Source organism: Algoriphagus sp. 4150, assembly GCF_031457395.1.
In the GTDB taxonomy this organism is placed as follows: Bacteria; Bacteroidota; Bacteroidia; order Cytophagales; family Cyclobacteriaceae; genus Algoriphagus.
Window position 1 is genome coordinate 145,225 of record NZ_JAVDWS010000008.1, and the last position, 21,552, is coordinate 166,776.

A 21,552-nucleotide genomic window follows, 5' to 3' on the forward strand; every position below is an offset into this window, starting at 1 on the left:
ATCTAATCTAGCGAATAGACTTCAATAACTAGAGAATAATCTGCCCCGAGATTTTGATTGCAAATGGCTTAACATCAGGACTATCCAAGTAAGTCATCCTATGGAAGAAATCTATTCTGAAGAATCTGAAAATGTTTTCGATTCCGTAACCCAATTCCACATAGGGCTTCGTGGGATCCAGTCTGCCAAAGGTCTCAATAGGATTACCCGCAGGGTCCAAAGTAGGTGCATTTGCTATATTTTTATCACTGACTGACCCATATAGAATATTTCCATTTGCCACTGCACGCCATTTCAGCTTTTTGAGCAGTGGAACTTTATTAAGCAAAAATCCCTCGAAATAATGCCTATAGCGCAAACTTGCATACTGATCAGAGGCAAATTCATTGAAGTTCATCGTATTGAATGCAGCTGAGGTATAGAACAAAGTCTCGTTACCCAAGTGATTTTTCAGGACAGGATAAGGAACCTCTCCGAATACCTTTCCTGCATCGAATTCATACCTGGAGACACCAAACATCCCCATGTTCAGTCGCTGATACACGTAGAAATTCAACTTGGAATAATTGATATCTCCCCCAAGCCAGTTCATCCCCTTAGCATAGCTTAAGTCAAAAATAGGCCAGCGTAATGGTCCCAAAGAAGAACGCTGGTTGTCATTGATCAGGATGACCTCATCCCTTCCATACCGCAGGCCGACTTTGGCTTCGGTAGTTTCAAAACCGGATTTGAATTCTCTTGTTCCTTTTTCTAGGTAATAAAAATCATAGAGCGGATCAAACCTCGTGAAACTTAGGTCTGAATACATTAGAAATCCTTTGAAAAACTCCCGCTGAAAATCAATTTGCTGTTTTCTGGCGAAATACGGTCTTCTCAGCGTTCCAAACCTGCTGGCAGCCAAAAAGACACTGTTTCCCTGCAAACTGGAAATTTCCAATCCGACTTGGTCGATTTCTTTTTGAGTGGACAGGGAGACAGAAGTCCAATGCATTCTATCCAAAATCCTCGTGACTTTGGCGGTATACTTAACCTCAGTGTCTTTGAAACCATAGCCCAAATAGCCCCTTAAAACCCATTTATCACTGAATTTAAGATTGGTGCGAAAGCCCATTCCCAGTCTCACTCCTTCTATATCGTTGTAATTGAAGAAGCCCGGCCAAGGTCCCAGATCTATTTTGCCTACCGGCAGGTAACCGGTTCCAAAAAATTTAAGGCTTTCAGTGTAAAAGCGGACAATAGGGATTCTTTTCAGGGTATCTACCATTTGGAGCACCGCAATCTCCTGCTGGCTCAGCACATCTTGTCTATTATTCTTCCAAAACTCCTCACTTGCTTCATCAAAATCAGGCATCAGGGTCACAGATTGGTTGAAAAAAGCTGTTGGCCTAGGTTCTCCTACTTTAATGCTATCCGCAGAGGTGTAGAACTTAGCCAGAAGTCCTGCCGTTTTTGGTGTGATTTGCCCTATTTTTATCTGAACTCGCGTTTTGGATGGAATCAAAGGGCCGGCAGAAGTAGGTATCAGCTCTTGCTGTATCTTGATCCGCTCTATAAAATTTAAGTTGGCTTCCTTCGGAATGGTCAGATCGACCTGCTTCAAGGCATACGTCTTGGTATTGATCCAAATTGTCCCCGTGAATGCCAAGTCCTGTTCCCTCAAAGGATAGACTTTCAGCAAATAGCAGGAATCTTTTCCTACCAATACCGAATCAACCAAATCATAATCGTAAAACTGTTTCCAGCCATCCGCTATGGGAGACACAAAATCCTTCCCCACGATAGAAAGCCAATTTTTATAAAAATTATATTCCTGAAAAGCAGAGCCCGTAATCTGGGAAGTAGTAGATCCATCCGTGATGCCCACTCCAGTCACTTTAGATTTCTCTACTACCTCCTTTTTGAGTTCCGGATTATTTCTAAAATAGAATTTGGAAAGCGTCTCCGAGAAGAAAACGGGCAATATCTTCTCTCCTTCGTCATTGGTAAGTTGCTTAATAGAATCTAAGATAGCCGTGACTTTTTGGACAGTTTTTCTTTGGGTAAATTCTTCTGAGACATGATCAATGTCAATTTCTATCTTCGTATAGTTCTTTGTTTCGTAAGCGGATAACTGTCTTTTGTCAAAGTTCTTTTTTCGATCTACTGCTTTTCGGATTACTCTAAAAGCAGGATTTTCTCCCGCCTGAAAAATGAACGCTGCCATTTCAAAATCAGATGGCTTGAGCTGGAAATTGATCGTTTGCCCGGCTATTTGCTGCAGTGCTTTCACGCCACTGATATATCCCAGATAACTTACCGAAATACTATCCGAAAGAGCTCGGGCTTCTATGCTGTAGTTTCCTTCAAAATCAGTGGATACTCCCACTGTAGTGCCTTTCAACAGCACTGATGCAAAAGGTATAGGATCCCCGGTAGCAGAGTCGGTCACTTTTCCCTTGACCACAAATTGTGCAAAAGACTGGGTGCTAATCAAAAAAAGACAAAGAAAAAAGAAATTACGGATCATAGAATAATGACAGCACTAGTTACAAATTCATGCAAAATAAATTCATTAACTGTTCAAATTGCTAAGGAGACAGTTAAAAATTATAAAGGCCAGCATATCCCGCCCTATAGTGAAAAGGAAAATTGAATATCCCAACGGTTTTTTGTTAGCCAAAACCTATCGGATTTACCCCTTGGTTTTTGAGTGAAAAAATCGGCTTGCATGATTCTTATTGTAAAACCTGAGAGGTTTATCCGGTTTTTTTACGCTTAACACTAGTTATATTTGGCTCCGTAAACTGGAATCATGACATACGATATAGTAATAATTGGCGGTGGAATTGTGGGGCTTGCAACTGCTCTTAAGATCCAAAAAGAACGGCCAAACCTCAAAATCGCCATTTTAGAAAAGGAAGACCAACTAGCTAAACATCAGACCGGCAATAATAGCGGGGTAATCCACTCGGGCCTTTACTACAAACCGGGCTCACTTAAGGCCATCAATTGCATTGGCGGGTATCATGAACTGATTCAGTTCTGTAAGGAAGAGGAAATTCCGTTTGAAATCACGGGAAAAGTAGTGGTTGCCACCCGGGAAGAGCAAAAACCCTTACTGCACAATCTCTATGAAAGAGGTCTTCAGAATGGATTGGAAGGCACTAAGTACATCACCTTGGATGAATTGAGAGAATATGAACCGCACTGTGCGGGAGTGGCGGCACTGCATGTACCCCAGACCGGGATTGTGGACTATTATAAAGTAGCACTGGCTTACGGAAGAAAAATAGCTCAGAATGGTGGCGAAGTGTTGTTGAATCATAAAGTACTGGGAATAAAACAACAAGAAGGTGTTAATTACATTGAAACTTTCAACAAAACCCTTACAAGTAAATTGGTAATTAACTGCGCAGGGCTTTACTCCGACAAGGTGGCGCAGATGGGTGAACATGATCCGATGGATGTAAAAATCATCCCTTTCCGGGGAGAGTATTTTAAACTAAAAAAGGAAAGAGAGTTTTTGGTCAAAAATCTGATATATCCGGTACCGGATCCTAACTTTCCATTTCTGGGTGTACACTTCACCCGGATGATGAAAGGCGGTGTAGAAGCCGGTCCAAATGCAGTTTTGGCCTTTCGGAGAGAAGGATACAAAAAATCTCAAATTAATCTTAAAGAACTTGCAGAATCCCTGGCTTGGCCGGGTTTTCAGAAAGTAGCAGCCAAATACTGGCAGACAGGCTTTGGCGAGATGTACAGATCTTTTTCCAAAGCGGCATTTACCAAAGCTCTTCAGGAACTGATTCCCGAAATTCAAGAATCAGACCTTACCGAAGGCGGAGCCGGCGTGAGGGCTCAGGCCTGCGATCGCACAGGCGGGCTGCTGGACGATTTTTCTATCAAAGAATCCCTGCATGCCATCCATGTACTCAATGCTCCCTCTCCTGCGGCTACCAGTTCACTGGCCATAGGCGGAACTGTGGCGAGTCTGGCTTTGAAGAGGTTTTAATCCTTTTCTGAAACATTTTCCTCCCGCGAGAAGAGGCTGTCTCATAATCAGGTTTTCTTGTCAGGCTGAGTAGCCAGTCTGCCGAAGGCATGAAAAGCGAAGTCTTTTATGCGCTAATTAAGCTCATTTCGAACAACTTTGGCGCAAAGTCTTCGGACTTGTGCCTTTTTCAATGCAGTCTTCAGACTGCTATGGTTCCATAAATTTATGATCACAGAAAGGCAGTCTGGAGACTGCAATATTATGGGTCCAAGTCTGAAGACTTAGACCAGGTAAAGGTTTTAAACCTCGAATTAATCTTAAACCTGCGTATTCACAGAATCCGGCAGGTATCGGTTTGCAAGTTTGATCATTTCATCTCCTTTTACCAGATCACTTGCGCTGAGTTCGGAAGTATGCCGGTGCCCGGATGCTCCCAAAAGTTCCTGAACAGCATGTACTGTGTTTTTGTGGAAATTATAAACCCGTTCGGATTTGTCTGAGATCACCAGGCCTCTCACCAATCCTGCTCTTTGTGTGGCCACTCCCGTAGGACACTCATTCGTATTGCACCGAAGAGCCTGAATGCATCCCACACTAAACATAAATCCTCTGGCAGAATTGCATAAATCTGCACCCAGAGCGATATTTTTTAGGATAGCAAAAGCACTAATGGCTTTTCCCGAAGCTATAATTTTGATTTGATCACGGATCTGAAATTTTTCCAAAGTCATTCGGACAAATATCAGTGCAGGTTCCAGCGGTAATCCAACACTGTCTGAGAATTCCAGCGGGGCGGCTCCCGTTCCTCCTTCTGCCCCATCCACCGTGATGAAATCCGGAAAGACATTTTTGGATACCATCTCCTTACAAATCGCCAAAAACTCCTCGGTACGTCCCACACAGAGCTTGAATCCTACGGGCTTTCCTCCCGACAATTCCCTCAATTTGGTGATAAACTCGAGCAATTCTGAAGCATTGGTAAAGGCGCTGTGAGCAGGAGGTGAAAGAATTGTCATGCCCTTTACCACTCCCCGTATTTTAGCTATTTCCTCTGTATTTTTCACTCCGGGAAGTACTCCGCCATGCCCGGGTTTTGCGCCTTGCGAAATCTTAATTTCAATCATTTTGACTTCCGGCCAATTTGCTTTCTCCGCAAATTTCTCTTCACTGAAATTCCCGAGCTCATCCCTGCATCCAAAGTACCCGGTTCCGATTTGCCACACCAGATCTCCACCTTCCCTGTGATGGTCAGATATTCCACCTTCACCGGTATTGTGGGAAAAACCACCTTTTTTTGCTCCTAGGTTCAGTGCTTTGATGGCATTGGAACTTAAGGAACCAAAGCTCATAGCCGAAATATTGAAGATAGAAGAAGAATAAGGTTGCTTACAGGAATCATTTCCGATAATTACCCGAGGATCTTCATCATGTGTATGAACAGCATAGATAGAATGCCTAAGTCCTATATAGTCTTCCCCATTTATATCCCGCTGGGTTCCAAAAGGATGTGAGTCATTGACATTCTTGGAACGTCTGTATACCAAAGACCGAATATTTCTGCTGAATGGACTTCCATCCGTATTTGTCTCGATAAAATATTGTTGGATTTCGGGACTGATCTTCTCAAGCAAGTAGCGAAAATGTCCTACGACGGGGAAATTCCTCAAAATGGCGTGTGTCTTTTGAGTAACATCATAAAGTCCTATCCCAAAAAGAATTACAATAATTCCCAGGATAAAATACCCTAGCTTGAACTGGACAAACTGAAAGTACCACATCAGAAAAAATGTCAATAACGCAAGCAGAACCAGACTGCCGAAAAACACTCTTTTCATCTGTTTATAATTTGATTTTTAATGGTCAGATGGAATCTCGCATGTAGGATAATCATCCCAGTGCGTGTCATTTTCGTCATACTCGATTTCATAGTAAAATAGTTGTTTGTTAGATGTACAATATACTAAAACCCTTGGCCCTGTAGCTAATCAAGGAGGAATTGAAGTACCCTATGCTCTGCCCAGGTAAACTCTTGCCCCCGAACTACAAAACCTGTATGTCCTCCCCGTCCGGGCATTTCAAGCGTAAGTTCCTTCATCTTGTCCGCCAGCTTTACCGGATAACATTCAGATCCCAGAAGTGGGTCATTGAGCGCATTGATCACTAATGTAGGAATAGCTATGGAAGGCATCCAGTTATCTGCACTGACTGATTGGTAAAAATCCGCGGCATCCTTAAATCCATGAAGTTTGGCTGTAAATAGCGTATCAAAGGAATCAAAATCTGTGACTCTATCCAATAAATCCAGATCCAGTAATTCAGGAAACTGAGCGGCTTTAGCACGGATCTTACCTTTGAGTTTTCCCAAAAACCTATTCTTATAAAAAGCATTGCTTCTACGTTTCAGGGTGGCGGCACTGGAAAGTAAATTACAGGGAGTAGAGTAGACTGCTGCCCTTTTGATTTGCATCGGTAAATCGCTGCCTTTTTCTCCAAGATACTTGAGCGTCTGCGCCCCTCCCATGCTTATTCCAGTGAGAAAAATTTCCGTGTAAGACTGGTTTTTCAACACATACGCAACTGTTGTTTCCAGATCATAACTTGCTCCATGGTGATACAGTATCGGTTTCAAATTGATCTCTCCGCCACATGAACGATTATTCCAAGTCAATACATCTATATGATTGGAATTGAAAAGTTTAACCATCCCTTTGACATAGTGTCTTTCAGAGTCTCCCTCTAAGCCATGGGAAATGATCAGCAACTTGGAGCTTCCTACACGGGACCAATCCAAATTCAAAAAATCACCATCAGGCGTATCAATTTTCTCCCTCGTATAGGATACATCTGAGACTTTTCTGAATAAGCTTGGAATGATAGTTTCCAGATGTCCATTGAATAAATATGCCGGAGGGCCTGCGTAGGTGGATTCAATTATACTCATGGGGCCTCAAAAATAGAAAGCTTTACACCAAATTCATTTTTTCTTAAAATCCCCAAAGTACTTTTCCGGTACTTTTGAGCCATATAATTCTTCATAGGGTAATGACTTCAAAAGTGGAGCGGCGGGTGCCTGCTCCTTTTTTTATTGTGCCAGATCATAGACCCGCTTAATCGCCTGATCTAACTTTTGATGCAAGCGATAATAATGGACATTAAAAGCTGCAGCATCAAATCCCTCCGTTTCGATAATATCTTTGCCCACCTGTAACTCCTCTATGATATGGCATAGTTCAAACATACTGAGCGTGGGCTTTAATTTATGGCGAATTTGCTGGATTTTCGTGTCATTTTTTTCTCTGGAGCCTTCAGCATACTTTTCTTTTAGCTCCACAAGTCCCGAATAAATTGCTAAAGTCAATTCCTTCTCAAACTCCTTATCCCCTTCTGACATTTCGCAGATAAGCTTAGCAAGTCCAGGATAGATTTGTTCCATAGTGATTAGTTGGATGAAGAGGTGCCTGCCACAAATCCGGTGGACCAAGCCGCTTGAAAATTAAAACCTCCGGTAATTCCGTCGATATTGAGGACTTCTCCCGCAAAGTAAAGATTAGGGTGAAATTTACTTTCCAGGGTTTCTGGGTTTACTTCATTCAGGGAAATTCCTCCCGCAGTTACAAATTCCTCCTTAAAGGTGGTTTTTCCTTCAACTTTCAAAGTATAGCAAAAAAGATTCTGTACCAACTTATTGATTTGCTTTTTCGATAGGGTTCCGTATAATTGCCCTACTTCTATTCCTGAGCGCACACAGAAATGCTCCCAAAGTCTGGATGGGATTTCAAAAAGTGAATGGCTTATCACTTTGCGATTCGGGTGGGCAATACTGTAATTTTTGATATGCGTACTGTATTCTTCTTCACCTAATGCCCCGTTCCAATTGACCAATGCCGTGGCTATATAATTCTCCTCCTTGAGCCACTGTGCTCCAAATGCGGATAATTTCAACACCGCAGGCCCACTTAGTCCCCAGTGAGTTACCAATACAGGACCACGATAAGTCAGCTTGGTGCCTTCGATTTTAACTATCCCATCTATTACGGACAACCCCATCAGCTCTCGAATAGACTCTTTCGGGGTATTAAAAGTAAACAGTGACGGAATAGGATCTAAAATAGTGTGATTCAGATTTTTAAGAAATGAATAATTATCCAACTTGGGATGACCTCCCGTAGCTATGATTAGCTTATCAACCATGAAAATCCCCTCATCTGTATCAAGTTTGTACTGAGCAGAAGCAGGTGTTATAGTGTTAACTCCACAGGATTTCCTGACGTTGACTTTGTGTTTTTGAGCTTCATTGAACAACACATCGATGATAGATTGGGATGAGTCCGAAACAGGAAACATCCTGCCATCAGCTTCTACTTTCAATTCCACTCCTCTACTTTCGAACCAGGCGATGGTATCCTCTGATTTGAATTTGGGAAAAACACGCTTTAGAAATTTCTCTCCCCTAGGATAATTCTTGACCAATTTTGAAATCTCCATCGGTCTATGAGTGACATTGCATCTCCCTCCCCCTGAAACTTTCACCTTCGCAAGCAGTTTGGGCGATTTTTCAAAAATGATAACTTCCCTGTCTGCTGCACTAGCATGGATGGCAGCAAAAAAACCGGCAGCTCCACCTCCAATTATACCTATTTTCAAAACTAATGTTTTATTGAAATGCTTTTACTTATTAAACTAACTATCTCTTTTTAGTAAATGAACCTAAAATCCCTCTGGTCAATTCCCTGAAAATCGTTCTTCCTACCTGTCTCACCATGGTGTTTTTACTTAATTCCTGTATAAGTGATTCGTCTTGGGAGGTTCTATTTGTATTTCTGGTGGTCACCTTCGGGCCGGGTAATTCAGCTTTTTTCTGAACCTCCTCCAGCTCTGCCATCTTCTTTTCCAGCAACTCAAAGGCACTCTCTGGATTTATATCCTGATTGTATTTGTAAATCAACGCAGAACTTTTAACCACCTCATCTATCTCTTCGTCATTCAAAATATCCATTCTGGTGATCGGAGCTCTGACCAGTGTGTGAGCCAGCGGTGTAGGTATGCCCTTTTCATTCAAAGCTGTGACCAGCGCCTCGCCGATTCCCATCGCTGTCAACACTTCGGAAGTCTTATAATAAGGCGAGTCAGGGTAATTTTCTGCCGTTTTGATAATAGCCTTCCTGTCCTTGGCTGTAAAAGCTCTCAATGCGTGCTGCACTTTCAAGCCTAATTGCCCCAGTATACTATCCGGGACATCCGTAGGAGTTTGGGTACAAAAATATACACCAACTCCTTTCGACCGAATTAATTTCACAATAGTTTCGATCTTTTGGAGAAGATCTTTGGAAGCATTGGAAAACACCAGATGCGCTTCGTCTATAAACAGGCAAAGTTTTGGCTGATCAGCATCTCCCTGCTCGGGAAAAGTCTCATAAATCTCCGAAAGCAAACTGAGCATAAAGGTAGAAAAGAGCTTAGGACGGCTTTGAACATCAGTCAAACGGATCACCGAGATGATACCTTTTCCATCTTTTGTCCTCAAAAAATCGTCTACTTCGAATGATTTTTCACCAAAGAAACGCTCCGCCCCCTGCTGCTCCAGCTCGATAATCTTCCGCATGATTGTATTCACGGAAGCCAATGAGACTTGCCCATATTCCTTTTGAATGGCCTCTTTGCCTTCATTGGTGATGAACTGCAGCACGCGCTTTAAATCCTTCAAATCCACTAAGGGGAGGTGATGCAAGTCACAATAGCGGAACACAAGGGAAATTACACCTTGCTGCGTATCGTTCAACTCAAGTATCTGAGCAATCAAAACCGGTCCAAATTCCAAAACAGTTGCTTTCAGCCTTACTCCTTTTTCGTGAGAAATGGACATCAGTTCTACAGGCATTCCCATCGGCACATAGTCTACACCGATTACCTCAGATCTGTTCTTGATAAAATCGCTGACTCTACCGGGCTGGGCAAGACCTGAAAGATCCCCTTTCAAATCCATCAAAACAGACGGTACTCCTTTCATTGCCAATTGCTCAGCAATCACTTGCAGGGTTTTTGTTTTTCCGGTTCCTGTGGCCCCTGCAATCAGCCCATGCCTATTCATGGTTTTTAGCGCAATTTTGACCTGGGCACCCGTCACAGGTATTCCGTCCAATACACCCGTGCCCAGAATGATTGAGTCATTTTTATATTTTTGACCTTCGGCCAAATGAAAGATGAAGTCTTCTGTTTTACTCATGGTCAAAATGATTGTTAAACCAAACTACCAAAAACCTTGATGCCTTAAGCAAAAAGGTTTTTGGTAATCGATATCAATAAAATGGTTAATAAGTCACCATAGGCTCAAGGGCCTTGGCTTGCTCTACAAAGTCGGCCACTTTAGAAGCAGCAGGTACTACTCTGGTAAGCCCTTTTTCCTCTTGTGTTTTCACAAGAGCAGCATAAAGATTTTCAGCATTTCTGGTTCTCAACTCTTTCACGGTATCCACTCCGGTAGCTTTAAGCAGCTCTGCGAATTGGCTTGCTACTCCATTGATTCGAAAAAGATCGGCCATATTCACCCACACTAGAATCCTACTTTCGGAAAGACCTGATGCTTCCGCAATAGCTTTTCTTCCTGCTTTGGACGCTCCTTTTTCCAATAAGCTTTCTACCGTGGTTATTCCTGCAGCGGCAAGTTTTTCTTTCATAGCAGGACCTATGCTCTCGATCATTGTGATTGTTTTCCCCATGTTATTTAAGTTTTAGGTTTAAAAAAACTGACTAAAATTCATTAATTCGGGTTATGAATCGAGGGGCCCCTAATAAAGAACTTATACCAAAATAGAAACATTTTTTAATTTAGAAAATCCATTTTGCAGATTATGTAAGGGAACAGCCTTTTGGAAACATTAACTTTACGATAAAGAAACTTCTACCTTTATTGCTTCTTTAGAAAAACTATATTCCTGTGAACTCAAGATTTCATCCTCCCATATTCTTATTCATTCTTTTTCTTACTGCTGCATTTGGCCAAGTTTCGCTTGCACAAATCGGCCCAAACCTCGGACAAACAGACAACCGGATGAAAGGGGCAAAAGCAGCAATAGAGCGGAATGACTATGAAACTGCAAATTCAATATTCAGAAATCTAATTGATTCAGGACAGCCCCTACCTGAGGAAATGCCCTATTTATTTGCCGAGACCCTTTTTGAACTTAAGCAATATGACAACTCAGCCAATTTTCTCAGTAAGTATTTGGAGCTGACAGGATTTGCCGGCTCACACTATAAAGGCGCTCAAGAACTTCAGGAGAGGCTGAAAAACCCATTGAAAGAAATTCAACAATGTCAGCTTTGTGATCGTAGGGGCTATCGGTTCAAGACTTGCTTCACCTGTGAAGGAAAACGGCAGATCGAGCAGGATTGTAATTATTGTAAGGCAAAAGGCGTGGTGGGCTGCAGCCGATGCAGCGGTTCAGGTATGATCACCAGAATGAATATTTTCAACATTGTGGAATACTTCGAATGTGATAGATGCGAGGGAAAGGGGCGGCTTGATTGTCCTGTATGCAAAGGAAGTCTGAAGGAAGTAAGCTCTTGCCAAACTTGTAATGGCAGTGGAAAACTAAGCTCGGAGACGATTTGCGACCATGAAGGAGAGCACCATGATCATTCTTAAAAGCGTCCAAGTATAATCAAAATGTGTACTGTCTTCCAATAAACAGAGCCTATTGTAAACCTATAGCAGGGTTTAAACACTAACTCTGTCAACTTTTTAGCTCAAATCATATACCGGTGTAGTGTTAACCAAAACCTGTCAGGTTTTCACCATCGATTTTTGATAAATAAATAGGTTCTGATAGTTCTAATAGCAAAACCTGACAGGTTTATCCGGTACTTTTTACACTTAACATAATACTAGTTTAGACGGCCATACGCCCGCTAGGCAAGCAAAAACGTCCTTAATAGCACAGGTTAGATCCGGCTTCTAAACAGCCTTTCATAAAAAAACCGGCCTAAGCCGGTTTTAGAAATTACTTACAGTATTTGGTTAACGCCTCCTTTGCTCCCGGATAATCCAGAGCCGATGCAAGCTGAAAATCCTCACAAGCACTTTTTACTTTGCTTTTCATGGCGATTTTCAACAACCCTCTGTTGAAATAGGCTTGTCCAAATTCCTTATCCACTGAGATTGCATTGCCATAAGCTTTCAGGGCTTCATCAGGTTTACCGATTTGGTGTAAAGCCCGGGCCTTCATAAAGGAAGCCATAGCGGGTGCTCCTGGAATTTCAGCTGCCTGATCTGCATAGAGCAGCGCATTGGTATAATTCTTTTGATTGTAATGCACATTTGCCAGACTGAGAAGTACCTGGAAATTGTTTGGCTCTACTTCCAGAGCTTTTTCAAAATCAGCTTTTGCTTCATCATAATTTCCCTGTTCCTCATTCGCTCTGCCTCTGTTATAAAGCATGCGAAAATCATTAGGTTTGAATTTCAAATCTTCGGAATACTTATCCGCTGCCTTCTCATATTCTCCTTTATTGAAATATGCATCACCGGCACTGGTCTTATCCTCTGAACAAGACCAAAGAGATGCCGAAATAAATAGAGCTATAATCGCCCGAGTACTCGTTTTCATTAGTTTTGGTTTAGACTGCTACACTATTATCCCTGAGCGCATCATTAAGAGATGTTTTGAGATCTGTGGAGGCTTTTCTTTGACCGATGATCAAAGCGCAGGGAACTTGGAAAGTACCTGCATTGAATTTTTTGGCAATAGATCCGGGAATTACAACAGAACGCTCAGGTACATAACCTTTGTATTCTTTAGGCTCTGATCCCGTCACATCTATGATTTTGGAACTAGCTGTCAATGTGACACCGGCACCGATTACAGCTTCTTTACCGATTCTTACTCCTTCTACTATAATGGCTCTGGATCCGATAAACGCTCCATCCTCAATAATAACCGGAGCTGCCTGAATAGGTTCCAGCACCCCACCAATTCCTACTCCACCACTTAAATGAACGTTTTTGCCGATCTGCGCACAGGAACCGACAGTAGCCCAGGTGTCAACCATCGTGCCACCATCCACATATGCACCGATATTAACATAACTTGGCATCATCACCACTCCGCTCGCAAGATATGCTCCATAGCGGGCCACTGCATGAGGTACTACACGAACACCTTTCTCAGCATAGTTGGTTTTAAGCGCCATTTTATCATGGAATTCAAAAGGGCCAACCTCGATAGTTTCCATCTTTTGGATGGGGAAATATAGGATTACAGCCTTTTTTACCCAGTCATTTACTTTCCAGCTGCCATCCTCAGCAGGCTCAGCCACACGTATTACCCCTGCATCCAAATCCGCAATAACAGCTCTAATTGCTTGTTGTGTTGTCTCTTCTTTTAATAATTCCCGGCTGTCCCAGGCTTTTTCAATGATGGTTTTCAGTTCCATTATTTTGGTTAGTTTCGTTTAATGAGTGAAAAATCAGCTTCCTTAATTCCTGTCTTGATCGCGTCAAGCCTTAAGCCCGCCAAAGATACAAGAGCTTGGGGAAAGCTTGGCCTTTCGCTGCGAGAAACAGGGTTATATGGCCTAAGTTTTATGGGATTTTCACATTTTAAAGAAGAAAAAGAAGCAGAAACACACCTCTATTCTTCACTATCAGACAGCAACTCATCATGGGCAAGAATTGCCTCACAGATCAAATTCCTCAAAATCCTATTGAAGGTCCGTCCAAAAATCCTGATTTGCTGCACCTACGAATACCTGCCAATTGCCTCATTTTTCAAAAGGTTTTTAGCCTATAAACTCGTCTATGATGTGCAGGAAAACTATGTCAAAAACCTTGAACTTAACCCCGGTTTAAGCTCCGCTAAAAAGGCAAATATTACTAGGTTAATTCGTCGAATAGAAAGGGTAAAAGGGGTCGATTTATTTCTGCTTGCTGAGCGTTGCTATGCTGAGGAGATGCCGGACAAAACCCCATTTTTGATTTTGGAGAATAAACATGCCGGAGAAATTAAGCAGGTATCACCGGTCAGATTTCCCCACAAAAGCGGATACACTTTTTTGATTTCGGGGACACTTACTCCGGCATTTGGGACACTGGAAGCAATCGGTTGGTTTAAGGAAATTTTAAAAGAATACCCAGAATCCTTACTCAAAATCATAGGACATTGTCCTCTGCAAGGCTTCCATTCACAGCTTCTGGAAGCTTGTAAAAACACTACCCAAATCCGACTAAAATCGGCTGTTTTACCTATCCCTCACGAAGAGATCATCAGGGAATATTCTGATGTGGATTTCGCTATTTTACCTTACCAAAACAGGGAAACAATACAAAATAAAATGCCTACCAAACTATTCGAATCGGCAGCCCTCGGAGTACCGGTTTTGATAGGCGGAAATCCTAAATGGCTAGACTTTCTCGAAACATTTTCAGGAGGATTTCCCATAGATTTTTTCGACTCCCGTCATGCTTGCCGGCAATTCAGAACCGCGCTTCATCAGGAGTATTTCACTCAAATCCCTGATGATTCTATCCTGTGGAAATCCCAACACACAGACTTCATTTCGGCTATCAAGAACCTATCCCCACGAAAATAGGATGTGGATTACTATCCACACTTATCCACCTACGTCCTGATTTTTACACTCATTTCCACAAAATGGAAACTGGGATATTTTGATTTCAAACCCTTCGCTTCTTGGGGTCAATAAATTTTAATTACCTAATAATCAATATATTAAATCCAATATAAATGGTGTCTAATTTAATTTTTAGACAAGACTAAAACCTTAAACACATTTGAAAATAGGTTATCCACAGGTGATTTAGTCTCTGTTGAATTAATTTTTAGATATATCTAATTTAATTTTTATATTTGCCTCAGTACAACTTACATTACCTATGGTCTTAACCACAGCTGAGGAGAATTACCTGAAAGCCATCTACCACCTTTCGGAAGGAGCAACGAAAAGTGTATCCACAAACGACGTGGCTGCCGAGATGAAAACCAAGCCGGCATCCGTATCTGATATGCTCAGAAAACTGGGAGACAAAGAGGTGATCGAGTACCGAAAATATTATGGTGTAAACATCACCGAGGAAGGTAAAAAAAGAGCGCTTCAGACTATCAGGAAACACCGGCTTTGGGAAGTGTTTTTGGTAGACAAATTACAGTTCGCTTGGGATGAAGTTCACGAGGTGGCAGAGGAACTGGAACACATCCAATCTCCCCTACTTATTCAGCGTCTTGACGAGTTTCTGAACTATCCCAAATTCGATCCTCACGGAGACCCAATTCCGGATGAGTTCGGTGATGTAAGAGCAAGGCCCAGAGTGGCGCTGAACGAAATGGAGATAAACCAGACAGGCCAGATCGTAGCAGTCAAAGACAGTTCGGCAGCCTTTCTTCGCTACCTAGACAAAGTCGGAGCATACATAGGTGCAAGGATAAAAATTCTGGACAAAGTCGAGTTTGACGGCTCATTGGAAATTCTGGTGGACCAAAAGAAAACCCTCTTTATGTCGAAGGATGTAGCCATGAATATTCTCGCTATTCAGTCATGAAAAACACCATTGTCCTACTTCCTATTTTACTTCTTTTCTTTGGATGCAAATTTGACAATCCAAAAGAAAGAGCGAGGCCACAGATCGTAGCCACGACCAGTATTCTGGCAGATGGAATCCGAAATCTCGTAGGAGAAAATGCGGAAGTGGTTTCACTTATGCCTGCCGGAGTGGATCCACATCTGTACAAGGCATCAGTCCGGGATTTGGATCTGCTCCAAAATGCAGACTTGGTCATTTATCACGGGTTGTTTCTGGAAGGGAAGATGACGGAGATTTTCGAGAAACTGGCCTTCAGTCAAAATCTGATCAATGTCTCAGAAGATATTCCCAATGAGTTGCTTTTAAGATCAGGACCGGAAGCCCACTCCGTAGATCCACACATTTGGTTTGATGTTTCACTCTGGTCACTGGCACTCTCCCGCGCCTCGGAAGAAATCATCAAATGGAAACCTGAATGGAAGTCAACGGTAAATGAGAACACTGAATCTTATCTCTCCAAACTCGGAGTATTGCATAAGGATAATCTTGCCAAAGTAGCAGAGCTCCGCAAAGCTAATCAAGCCCTGATCACTGCCCATGATGCATTCTCCTACTTTGGCAAAGCTTACGATCTGGAAGTTCTGGGACTCCAAGGCTTATCCACACTGAGTGAACCCGGACTTAGAGATTTGACCGGCCTGGTCAACTTTATTGTCACCCGAAACATACACGCTGTCTTTGCAGAGCAGACTATTTCTCCGAAGGCAATAGAAGCTGTGGTAGCAGGTTGCGCCAATCAAAATCATAAAATCAAATTGGCAGGGCCGCTTTATACCGATAGTCTCGGAGCGGCAGACTCCTCTGCCGGCACTTATATAGGAATGGTAAGTACCAATGTTCAAGTAATTTTTGAAAGCCTAACCCAATGATCACACACGTAGAATCCCCTATTTTAGAAATACATGATCTGACTGTCAGTTATGATCAAAGTCCTGTCTTATGGAATGTGGATCTGAGCTTGCCTGCGGGAAAGCTTATTGGAATTCTCGGCCCCAACGGCGCGGGAAAATCCACCCTGATCAAAGCAATCATGGGTCTTGTTCCCATCACAGGAGGATATGTCAAGATTTTTGACCGGGAGTTAAATGACGTAAGAAGCCGCATCAGCTATGTGCCACAGCGGGAATCCGTAGACTGGAATTTCCCTGCCTCTGTATTGGATGTGGTCATGATGGGTACTTATGGAAAACTCGGACTTTTCCGCAGACCTGGGAAAAAAGAAAAGAAAATCGCCATGGATTGCTTGGAAAAAGTAGGGATGCAATCCTTCGAAAAGCGCCAAATATCCGAACTCTCCGGTGGTCAGCAGCAGCGGGTCTTTATCGCCAGAGCTCTTGCGCAGGAAGCAGATCTATACCTGATGGACGAACCTTTTGCAGGAGTGGATATGGCCACGGAAACAGCCATTTTCCAGCTTCTACAAGAAATGACAGCAGCAGGCAAAACAGTAATCGTAGTACACCATGATATACATTCTGCGATGAATTACTTTGACTGGATCATTATGCTGAATCTTCACTTGGTAGCATCAGGTCCGAAAACTGAGGTGGTGACGGAAGAACTCCTGCGCAAAACGTATGGAGGAAAACTCAACCTGCTCACCAAAGTCACTGACATCATCAGACAAAAGGACTTCAACCCATTGAAAAACTGATGAGCGATTTTGTCTATTTCTTCACATTTCAGGATAGCTCGATCGCCTTTGTGGTCATCGGGATTATATTGCTAGGCATAGGCTCTGCATATGTGGGAACTTATAGCTTCCTTGACAAAAAAGCCCTGCTCGGAGATGCCATTTCCCATGCCGTGCTACCGGGAATCTGTCTGGGGTTTATGCTGGCAGGCGAAAAAAATCCTATCTATATCGTCACAGGTGCATTTTTATCAGGAGCTTTGGCCACATTTCTTACTTCTTGGCTGAAAAGCAATACCAGATTAAGCGATGATGCGATTATTGCCTCTATCCTATCCATATTCTTTGGCTTCGGAATAGTCCTGCTCACAGTCATCCAAAAGTCAGGCAATCCCGAAATGGCAGGTCTGAATCAGTTTATCTTCGGAAATGCAATCGCAATTCTGGAAGAAGATCTCTATATCTACGGGGGATTGGCAATACTGATTATTATTTCGCTTAGCGCCTTCCGAAAAGAATTTTCTATGCTGGTTTTCAATGCTGATTTCGGAAAGTCTATCGGTTTTCCTATGGGAGCAATCCGGCTGGCCTTTAATGTACTGATGATTTTGGCCGTGGTGATCGGAATCCAAGCAATCGGAGTAGTACTAATGGCTGCTTTGCTGATCGCCCCCGGAGCGGCAGCGAGATTCTGGACAAACAACCTCGGGAAACTTCTACTTATTGCAGGGGCGTTTTCTGCTATTTCGGGAATCATCGGAACTTACGTTTCCTTCGTGATTCCACAGATGCCGACCGGCCCCTGGGTGGTGGTCTTCCTTTCTATATTTGCATTTGTCTCCTTTCTCTTTGCCCCTAAAAAAGGAGTGCTCTCCCGCTTCGTGGCTAGAAAGAATTACTTAAAAAAGACCCATCAAGACCATTTATTGAAAAGCATATTTCACGGTATGGAGGGTGGCAAAAACTCATTCACTATAGAAGAAATCTATGAGGACTTTCCATACAAAAAGAAGGAAACCAAAGTCAGTATTGAAAATTTAATCAAAGAAAACTTACTTACTGTTAATCAAGGATTTATACACTTCACTACTAAGGGAAAATCCGAAGCAAAACGAATAGTACGCCTTCATAGACTATGGGAACTTTACCTCAATGAATACATGAATATCGCCCCTGATCATGTGCATGATTCTGCCGAAAAACTGGAGCACATTCTGACTCCTGAACTTGAAGCATTGCTGGAAAACAGACTAAATTATCCCAAACTCGATCCTCACCAGGAGACTATCCCCCGCGACACCGATGAGCTTTGACCAAAACGCATTTCTGATCATTTTCACAGCATCCATTATTTCCATTTCATGTGGGCTGCTGGGAGTTTTTATGATGCTCCGCAAAATGTCCATGACAGGAGACGCCATTTCCCATGCAGTACTTCCGGGCATTGTTATAGGATTCTTCGTCTCCGGCAGTCAGCGTGGATTGGAGGTGATTATCGGAGCCGGCTTATTGGGAATATTGGCTACATTGATTATCAACTGGCTTAAGACAAAAGCGAAAGTGCAACTCGATGCATCCATAGGCATCACATTCACACTCCTGTTTGCGATAGGAATTATTCTGATCAATATGCTCGCCTATAAGGTAGACTTAGATCAGGAATGTGTGCTATATGGTGAGATTGCCTACCTGCCTATTGATCTTTGGATCACCAACTCCGGCTTTAGTATGGGGCCTAGAATCACCTATTTAGCAGTATTGAATTTGCTTTTGGTAAGTGGCTTTATATTTATGTTATACAAGGAGTTAAGCCTAACCAGTTTTGATGAAAATTTCGGCATAGTAATCGGACTTCCTGCCGGCGCAATTAACCTAGCTCTGATGAGCATGGTATCCTATACTACCGTAAGCAGTTTCGAAGCAGTAGGCGCTATTCTGGTAGTTGCCTTATTGGTAGTTCCTCCCGCCACTGCATTTCTCTGGACTAAAAAATTAACTTCTTTGATAAAACTTACCTGTGCTTTAGGTATTTTTATCGCGATAGCCGGTTATTACCTGGCCTATTTGGTGGATAGTTCTATTGCCGGGATGATGGTTGCCGTGGGTGGTGTCATTTTCTTGGGAAGTGCTTTATTTAAAAGCATCAATCCGAATTTGCTGTTCGGAACTTCCACACCAAGCAAGCCGTTGGAGATTTGAAAACAAGAAGGATGAAAAAAATAGTAATCATAGGCTTAATTCTAATCACTGCCCATTTTGCGCAAGCGCAGGAGAAGATAGAATGGCTGAAATTTGAAGAGGCTGTAGCTGCCACCGAGGCAAACCCAAAAATGCTTTTGATCGATGTCTACACCGACTGGTGTGGCTGGTGCAAGAAAATGGACAAAGAGACATTCACGGATCCTGCAGTGATACAATACATTAATGAGAAGTTCTATGCTGTGAAAATGAATGCCGAGGACAATAAGCGCCAGTTTGACTTCAAAGGCAAAGACTACACAGAAGCCAAAATGGCTGCCACCATGCGTGTGCAATCCTACCCCAATTTTGTAATCATCGACCCTACCCTAAGAAATATCACCCAACTGCCCGGATACAGGCAACCTGTACAGTTTCTGGAAGGCTTAAGCCAGATAGTAGATAAAGGAATCGGCACAAAATGAGTTTTTCCCTTTCCGATCAGAATGATACCATTATAGCATTGGCTACACCTCAGGGTGTTGGAGCTATCGCTGTGATTCGCCTTTCAGGCAAAAATGCCATTCAGCTTACGAATGAAGTCTTTTTTGGCAAAAATTTGGAGAAGCAAGAATCCCACACCATACATTTTGGAACTATCCGTGATGGCGACAAAATCATAGATGAGGTACTCGTTTCCCTATTTATCGCCCCCAAATCATTTACCAAGGAAAACGTGGTGGAAATCTCCACGCACGGTTCCTCTTATATCATCAATCAGGTTCTCAAGCTTTTCATCCGAAAAGGAGCCCGACCGGCTAAACCGGGAGAATTCACCCAGCGTGCATTTCTTAACGGACAATTTGACCTGGCGCAGGCAGAGGCTGTAGCGGATCTGATCCATGCAGATTCTGAGACTTCGCATCAGGCAGCACTTAGTCAAATGAGAGGCGGATTTAGCTCTGAAATACAAGAACTTAGAAGTAAACTGATTCATTTTGCTTCAATGATAGAACTGGAACTGGACTTTGGTGAAGAAGACGTGGAATTTGCAAGCCGGGAAGAATTGCGGACATTGGTAGAGCGGCTTTTGAGAGTGGTCGAAGAATTGATCTTGAGTTTTGATCTGGGAAATGTGATCAAAAACGGTGTTCCCACCGTCATCGCGGGTAAACCGAATGCGGGGAAGTCCACCCTACTCAATGCACTGCTCAATGAGGAAAAAGCCATAGTCTCTGAGATCGCAGGAACTACGAGAGATTTTATCGAAGATGAAATTAATATTGGAGGCGTGATCTTTCGCTTTATCGATACTGCAGGTTTGCGGGAAACGACAGACACCATAGAGGCAATCGGCGTAAGCCGAACCCAAGAGAAAATGAAGACCGCTTCGTTGATTTTATATCTGTTTGATTTGGGTGATACAGACTTGGTAGAGATCAATAGGGATGTCAATAAACTGGAAAACCAAGGTGTACCCTTCTTGAAAGTTGCGAATAAAGTAGATAAGGGTAATACTCAGTTAATAAACAAGTTAAAGGAGAAGCATCCGGACACTATTTTTATCTCGGCGGGGAACAAAGAGAATCTGGAAGGGCTGAAAGTCCGTATCCTTGAACTTGTCAATCTGGACAAATTCAGAACGGGAAATACGGTCGTAACCAATGTGCGGCATTACGATTCTCTGGTAAAAACACGCGAGTCTTTACTCGATATATTGAGTGGACTGGACAATGAAGTGACCAATGATTTTGTGGCAATGGACATCCGCCGCTCCCTTCATTTTCTCGGTGAAATTACCGGTGAGATCACCACTGATGATCTGTTGGAGAATATTTTTCGGAATTTTTGTATTGGGAAATAAACAAGTAAATTGGAATATGAAGAGTACTAAGAAAACCCAAAAATCAACTTTAAAGATCAAAAGACAGACTGCATATTTAACAAAAAGAGATGTCGTACGAGTAGCTACAACAGCAATCAAAAAAGCTTCGAATCAAGCTATGAAAACAGCTGGCTATGTAATCAAAGCTGAAAACGGTTGGGTTGTGCGGGAAAATAAAGATGGAAGTATAGATAGAATTAGATAACTGTTTCTGGTGACTAATAATCAGATATTTTTTTTTAAACTTTTTAAGTTTAAAAAAGCGACAATCATTTTTATAGTGATTT

At 42.5% G+C, this 21,552-nt stretch carries 20 protein-coding genes; 11 read left to right on the forward strand and 9 right to left on the reverse strand.

All coding sequences use genetic code 11. The features are described 5' to 3' along the window. Positions 1–28: 28 nt before the first annotated feature. Complete coding sequence (locus tag J2X69_RS12375; protein WP_310103678.1) at positions 29–2,506, reverse strand: DUF5686 family protein; 2,478 nt, start codon at positions 2,504–2,506, stop codon at positions 29–31. Positions 2,507–2,791: 285 nt separating this feature from the next. On the opposite strand from J2X69_RS12375, the gene lhgO reads away from it, so the two are divergent. After that, positions 2,792–3,991, forward strand: coding sequence for an L-2-hydroxyglutarate oxidase (lhgO, locus tag J2X69_RS12380; RefSeq protein WP_310103680.1), 1,200 nt, complete (start codon positions 2,792–2,794; stop codon positions 3,989–3,991). Between the two features lie 299 nt (positions 3,992–4,290). On the opposite strand, the gene J2X69_RS12385 is transcribed toward lhgO, so the two are convergent. From J2X69_RS12385 to J2X69_RS12410, 6 genes are all read right to left on the reverse strand, one after another. Then, a complete protein-coding gene (locus J2X69_RS12385; RefSeq protein WP_310103681.1) occupies positions 4,291–5,808 on the reverse strand; it encodes an FMN-binding glutamate synthase family protein in 1,518 nt (505 codons plus the stop codon). Positions 5,809–5,954: 146 nt separating this feature from the next. Beyond that, positions 5,955–6,914, reverse strand: a complete 960-nt coding sequence (locus J2X69_RS12390) for an alpha/beta fold hydrolase (RefSeq protein ID WP_310103683.1) — start codon at positions 6,912–6,914, stop codon at positions 5,955–5,957. Between the two features lie 141 nt (positions 6,915–7,055). Next, a complete protein-coding gene (locus J2X69_RS12395) occupies positions 7,056–7,406 on the reverse strand; it encodes a hypothetical protein (RefSeq protein ID WP_310103684.1) in 351 nt (116 codons plus the stop codon). Positions 7,407–7,411: 5 nt separating this feature from the next. Next, positions 7,412–8,617: an NAD(P)/FAD-dependent oxidoreductase gene (locus J2X69_RS12400; RefSeq protein WP_310103686.1), complete on the reverse strand. Its 1,206-nt coding sequence runs from the start codon at positions 8,615–8,617 to the stop codon at positions 7,412–7,414. 40 nt (positions 8,618–8,657) lie between these two features. After that, on the reverse strand, positions 8,658–10,196 hold the full coding sequence (locus J2X69_RS12405) for a helicase HerA-like domain-containing protein (protein ID WP_310103688.1): 1,539 nt from the start codon (positions 10,194–10,196) through the stop codon (positions 8,658–8,660). Positions 10,197–10,281: 85 nt separating this feature from the next. Further along, positions 10,282–10,689 (reverse strand): DUF4332 domain-containing protein, encoded by a 408-nt coding sequence (locus J2X69_RS12410; RefSeq protein WP_310103690.1) that lies wholly within the window; start codon positions 10,687–10,689, stop codon positions 10,282–10,284. A gap of 218 nt (positions 10,690–10,907) precedes the next feature. Between J2X69_RS12410 and J2X69_RS12415 the strand changes: the two genes are divergently transcribed. After that, positions 10,908–11,618, forward strand: a complete 711-nt coding sequence (locus tag J2X69_RS12415) for a molecular chaperone DnaJ (protein ID WP_310103691.1) — start codon at positions 10,908–10,910, stop codon at positions 11,616–11,618. A gap of 355 nt (positions 11,619–11,973) precedes the next feature. On the opposite strand, the gene J2X69_RS12420 is transcribed toward J2X69_RS12415, so the two are convergent. Together J2X69_RS12420 and J2X69_RS12425 are read right to left on the reverse strand one after the other, a co-directional pair. After that, positions 11,974–12,579, reverse strand: coding sequence for a tetratricopeptide repeat protein (locus tag J2X69_RS12420; RefSeq protein ID WP_310103692.1), 606 nt, complete (start codon positions 12,577–12,579; stop codon positions 11,974–11,976). Between the two features lie 10 nt (positions 12,580–12,589). Beyond that, entirely contained in the window at positions 12,590–13,405 is an 816-nt protein-coding gene (locus J2X69_RS12425; protein WP_310103694.1) for a 2,3,4,5-tetrahydropyridine-2,6-dicarboxylate N-succinyltransferase, read from the reverse strand. Positions 13,406–13,426: 21 nt separating this feature from the next. Here J2X69_RS12425 and J2X69_RS12430 point away from each other — a divergent pair, with 21 nt between their 5' ends. The 9 genes from J2X69_RS12430 to J2X69_RS12470 all read left to right on the forward strand — a co-directional run bounded on the left by J2X69_RS12430 (position 13,427) and on the right by J2X69_RS12470 (position 21,470). Further along, on the forward strand, positions 13,427–14,560 hold the full coding sequence (locus tag J2X69_RS12430; RefSeq protein ID WP_310103696.1) for a hypothetical protein: 1,134 nt from the start codon (positions 13,427–13,429) through the stop codon (positions 14,558–14,560). A 304-nt stretch (positions 14,561–14,864) separates the two neighbouring features. After that, entirely contained in the window at positions 14,865–15,527 is a 663-nt protein-coding gene (locus J2X69_RS12435) for a metal-dependent transcriptional regulator (protein ID WP_310103697.1), read from the forward strand. Next, positions 15,524–16,438, forward strand: a complete 915-nt coding sequence (locus J2X69_RS12440; RefSeq protein ID WP_310103698.1) for a metal ABC transporter solute-binding protein, Zn/Mn family — start codon at positions 15,524–15,526, stop codon at positions 16,436–16,438. Before J2X69_RS12435 ends, J2X69_RS12440 begins: the two co-directional genes overlap by 4 nt. Further along, entirely contained in the window at positions 16,435–17,223 is a 789-nt protein-coding gene (locus J2X69_RS12445) for a metal ABC transporter ATP-binding protein (protein ID WP_310103700.1), read from the forward strand. The genes J2X69_RS12440 and J2X69_RS12445 overlap by 4 nt, the downstream gene beginning before the upstream one ends. Beyond that, complete coding sequence (locus tag J2X69_RS12450; protein ID WP_310103702.1) at positions 17,223–18,515, forward strand: metal ABC transporter permease; 1,293 nt, start codon at positions 17,223–17,225, stop codon at positions 18,513–18,515. The genes J2X69_RS12445 and J2X69_RS12450 overlap by 1 nt, the downstream gene beginning before the upstream one ends. After that, positions 18,505–19,401, forward strand: coding sequence for a metal ABC transporter permease (locus J2X69_RS12455; protein WP_310103704.1), 897 nt, complete (start codon positions 18,505–18,507; stop codon positions 19,399–19,401). The genes J2X69_RS12450 and J2X69_RS12455 overlap by 11 nt, the downstream gene beginning before the upstream one ends. An 11-nt stretch (positions 19,402–19,412) precedes the next feature. After that, positions 19,413–19,865 (forward strand): thioredoxin fold domain-containing protein, encoded by a 453-nt coding sequence (locus J2X69_RS12460; protein ID WP_310103706.1) that lies wholly within the window; start codon positions 19,413–19,415, stop codon positions 19,863–19,865. Next, on the forward strand, positions 19,862–21,244 hold the full coding sequence (gene mnmE, locus J2X69_RS12465) for a tRNA uridine-5-carboxymethylaminomethyl(34) synthesis GTPase MnmE (protein WP_310103708.1): 1,383 nt from the start codon (positions 19,862–19,864) through the stop codon (positions 21,242–21,244). The genes J2X69_RS12460 and mnmE overlap by 4 nt, the downstream gene beginning before the upstream one ends. A gap of 16 nt (positions 21,245–21,260) precedes the next feature. Then, complete coding sequence (locus J2X69_RS12470) at positions 21,261–21,470, forward strand: hypothetical protein (RefSeq protein WP_310103710.1); 210 nt, start codon at positions 21,261–21,263, stop codon at positions 21,468–21,470. Positions 21,471–21,552: the final 82 nt, after the last annotated feature.

Coding starts and splice junctions, on each gene's coding strand:
- J2X69_RS12375 (WP_310103678.1), bottom strand. CDS start 2,506: ATGATCCGTAATTTCTTTTTTCTTTGTCTTTTTTTGATTAGCACCCAG.
- lhgO (WP_310103680.1), top strand. CDS start 2,792: ATGACATACGATATAGTAATAATTGGCGGTGGAATTGTGGGGCTTGCA.
- J2X69_RS12385 (WP_310103681.1), bottom strand. CDS start 5,808: ATGAAAAGAGTGTTTTTCGGCAGTCTGGTTCTGCTTGCGTTATTGACA.
- J2X69_RS12390 (WP_310103683.1), bottom strand. CDS start 6,914: ATGAGTATAATTGAATCCACCTACGCAGGCCCTCCGGCATATTTATTC.
- J2X69_RS12395 (WP_310103684.1), bottom strand. CDS start 7,406: ATGGAACAAATCTATCCTGGACTTGCTAAGCTTATCTGCGAAATGTCA.
- J2X69_RS12405 (WP_310103688.1), bottom strand. CDS start 10,196: ATGAGTAAAACAGAAGACTTCATCTTTCATTTGGCCGAAGGTCAAAAA.
- J2X69_RS12410 (WP_310103690.1), bottom strand. CDS start 10,689: ATGGGGAAAACAATCACAATGATCGAGAGCATAGGTCCTGCTATGAAA.
- J2X69_RS12420 (WP_310103692.1), bottom strand. CDS start 12,579: ATGAAAACGAGTACTCGGGCGATTATAGCTCTATTTATTTCGGCATCT.
- J2X69_RS12425 (WP_310103694.1), bottom strand. CDS start 13,405: ATGGAACTGAAAACCATCATTGAAAAAGCCTGGGACAGCCGGGAATTA.
- J2X69_RS12430 (WP_310103696.1), top strand. CDS start 13,427: ATGAGTGAAAAATCAGCTTCCTTAATTCCTGTCTTGATCGCGTCAAGC.
- J2X69_RS12435 (WP_310103697.1), top strand. CDS start 14,865: ATGGTCTTAACCACAGCTGAGGAGAATTACCTGAAAGCCATCTACCAC.
- J2X69_RS12440 (WP_310103698.1), top strand. CDS start 15,524: ATGAAAAACACCATTGTCCTACTTCCTATTTTACTTCTTTTCTTTGGA.
- J2X69_RS12445 (WP_310103700.1), top strand. CDS start 16,435: ATGATCACACACGTAGAATCCCCTATTTTAGAAATACATGATCTGACT.
- J2X69_RS12450 (WP_310103702.1), top strand. CDS start 17,223: ATGAGCGATTTTGTCTATTTCTTCACATTTCAGGATAGCTCGATCGCC.
- J2X69_RS12455 (WP_310103704.1), top strand. CDS start 18,505: ATGAGCTTTGACCAAAACGCATTTCTGATCATTTTCACAGCATCCATT.
- J2X69_RS12460 (WP_310103706.1), top strand. CDS start 19,413: ATGAAAAAAATAGTAATCATAGGCTTAATTCTAATCACTGCCCATTTT.
- mnmE (WP_310103708.1), top strand. CDS start 19,862: ATGAGTTTTTCCCTTTCCGATCAGAATGATACCATTATAGCATTGGCT.
- J2X69_RS12470 (WP_310103710.1), top strand. CDS start 21,261: ATGAAGAGTACTAAGAAAACCCAAAAATCAACTTTAAAGATCAAAAGA.